Here is a 2,517-nt window from a genome sequence, read left to right on the forward strand (position 1 = left end):
CGGGAAGGCGGTACGCCGCGGCCCGCGGGTGCCGGGCGCTGACGCGTCCGGCGGCCAGGAGGTCGGCGAGCAGGATCCGTGTGATCGACACCGGCAGGCCCAGGTCGGCCGCCACCTCCACGACGGCGGTGGGGTGGCGGCACATCCGCAGGATGGCCGCGTGTTCCGACTGCATCCCGGGGACGGGGTCGCATTCGGCGACGATCAGGGTCACCAGGTCGAAGGCGTCGCTGCCGGAGCTGCTGCGGCCGCCGGTGAGGGTGTAGAGCCGGTCCGGGGAGTCGTCCCGGCCCGGCCGGACCCGGCTCAACCCCGGGGCCTGGCGGTCAGATGCTCGCTCAGCTGCTCGACCAGTTCGGACATGTTGTGGCCGACGAGTCCGGCGTCGGCGTCCTCGGCCGCGACGAGGGCGAGGTGGGCGCCTTCGCCGGCCTCGACGATGAAGAGGATCCCGCCGTAGAACTCGGCCATGGCGGAACGGACGCCTCCGGTGCCGTCGCCGAACTCGATGGAGGCGCCGTGCGAGAGGCTCTGGATGCCGGCGGCGATGGCGGCGAGCTGGTCGGCCTGGTCGACGGAGAGCTCGGGGGTGCGGCACAGCTTGAGGCCGTCGCGGGAGAGCACGAGGGCGTGGCGGGCGCCGGGGGTGCGCTCCAGGAGTCCTTCCAGGAGCCAGCTGAGCTTCTCGTCGGTGGTGGAGCCGGTCATCTCGTGTCGCCTTCCGGGTGCGGGGGATTCGTGGGCTGCTGCCGCGCCGGCGCGTCGCGCACGGCCTGGCGGAAGCTGCCGAAGCGGGCGGCGGACCGGGACGCGCCGGTGGGGGCGCCCGGGGTGCGGGCCGCCGGGGAGGCGGCGTCGGGCCCTTCGGGGTGGGCGGCGGCCAGGGTGCGGCCGCGTCGTCGCTGGGGCAGTCCGCTCTCGCCGAGGACCGGGGTCGTGCCGGTGTGTTCGGGGTCGTGGGGCCCGTCGGAGCCGTCGGAGCCGCTGCGGCGGGCTGCGGTCTCCGGGCGCGCGGCGGGGGCGGGGGCCGCCAGGGCAGGGGCCGCCGGGGCAGGGGCCGCCGGGGCAGGGGCCGCCAGGGCGGGGGCGCGGCCGGGGGCGGGGGCGCGCTCCGGTCCGCCGGTGGGGGCCGCGAGGAGCGCCGGGGCCGGGACGGGTTCGGCCGGGGCGTGGCTGATCAGTTCCTCCGGGATCCGCATCAGCGCGCCGGTGCCGCCGCGCGCGGAGGGGCGGAAGGAGACGGTCAGCCCGTGCTTGCGGGCGAGGCGGCCGACGACGGCCAGGCCGAGGCGGGTGCCGGAGAGCCCGGCGAGGTCCAGGGTCTCGGCGCCGACGGCCTGTTCGGCGCGGCGCAGCTGGAGCTCGCTCATCACGAGGCCGCTGTCCTCGACGGTGATGACGATCCCGGCCGGGACCTCCTCCACGTAGACGTGGACCTCGGCGGTCGGCGGGGAGAAGTTCGCGGCGTTGTCGAGGAGCTCGGCGAGGGCGTGCATGACGCCCTCGGCGGCGTGTCCGGCGACCGCGGCCGTGCTGGTGGAGTGCAGCCGGACGCGCTGGTAGCCGCCGATGCGGCCCATGGCGCCGCGCAGGATCGACTCCATGACGATGGGCTTGGCCCAGCGGCGGCCCGAGCGGGCGCCGGTGAGGACGGCGATGGAGTCGGCGAGGCGGCCGGCCTGCGCGGTGCGGTGGTCGAGGTGCAGGAGGTCGCCGAGGACCTCCTCGTCGGCGTGCTTGTGTTCCATCTCGCGCAGGTCGGCGAGCATGCCGGTGGCCAGGGCCTGCATCCGGCCGGCCGCGTTGGCGGCGGCGGCCATGGCGGCGGCGCGGCCCGACTGGGCGCGCCGCAGTTCCTCGCCGAGCCGCTCGCGGGTGGCCTGCTGGGCAGCGGCCAGGTGGTCGAGTTCGGTGGTGTGGGCGGCGGTGAGCCGGGCCGCCTCGGCGCTGCGGGCGACCGTCAGCCGGTCGGTCTCGGCCGTGTGCTCGGCGGTGAGGCGGGCCACGCGGGCGGTGTGGTCCGCCGTGACCCGGGCGAGTTCGGCGGAGAGGTCGGCGCTCTCGCGGGCCGCGTCGGCGGTCAGCCGGGCGATGTACGCGTCACGGGTGGCCACTTCCCCGCCGAGCAGGGCCAGGCTGCCGCGCAGCTGCCGGGTGGTGCGCGCGCACCAGGTGACGGTGAAGGCGGCGAGGGCGAGCAGCAGGGTCCCGAAGGCGGCGAACCAGCCCAGGGGGGCGCGGACGGCCGTCGGGGCCGCGGCCACCGCCGCCGCGGAGATGGTGCCCGCGGCCACCGCCGTGACGACCAGGGCGAGCGCGGAGGGGCGGAGGGGAGAGGGCGACGCCGTCATCAATCAGAGCCTCAAGAAAGGGGCGTATACGGAAGTGAGCGTTCCTGTGGCAACGAGGCATCACTATAAGAGGATTGGTGATCGTTTAGGAAAGCCCCTGACGAAGATCACGCTGTGTAGCGCCCACTAAGGTGGCTTCTGGAGCGGTTTCGGGGCTATGCCGTGG

Annotated in this window: 3 protein-coding genes; all 3 read right to left on the reverse strand. The window is 75.9% G+C overall.

All coding sequences use genetic code 11. The features are described from left to right. The coding region (locus ACFVXK_RS38135) for a DUF742 domain-containing protein (protein ID WP_389621846.1) at positions 1 to 310 on the reverse strand (310 nt) is incomplete at its 3' end. After that, positions 307 to 708: a roadblock/LC7 domain-containing protein gene (locus ACFVXK_RS38140; RefSeq protein ID WP_045948273.1), complete on the reverse strand. Its 402-nt coding sequence runs from the start codon at positions 706 to 708 to the stop codon at positions 307 to 309. The genes ACFVXK_RS38135 and ACFVXK_RS38140, both read right to left, overlap by 4 nt. After that, a complete protein-coding gene (locus ACFVXK_RS38145) occupies positions 705 to 2,351 on the reverse strand; it encodes a sensor histidine kinase (RefSeq protein WP_389621849.1) in 1,647 nt (548 codons plus the stop codon). Before ACFVXK_RS38145 ends, ACFVXK_RS38140 begins: the two co-directional genes overlap by 4 nt. Positions 2,352 to 2,517 lie beyond the last annotated feature (166 nt).

The sequence above is a fragment of the Streptomyces sp. NPDC058157 genome, from assembly GCF_042884105.1.
Taxonomy (GTDB): Bacteria; Actinomycetota; Actinomycetes; order Streptomycetales; family Streptomycetaceae; genus Streptomyces.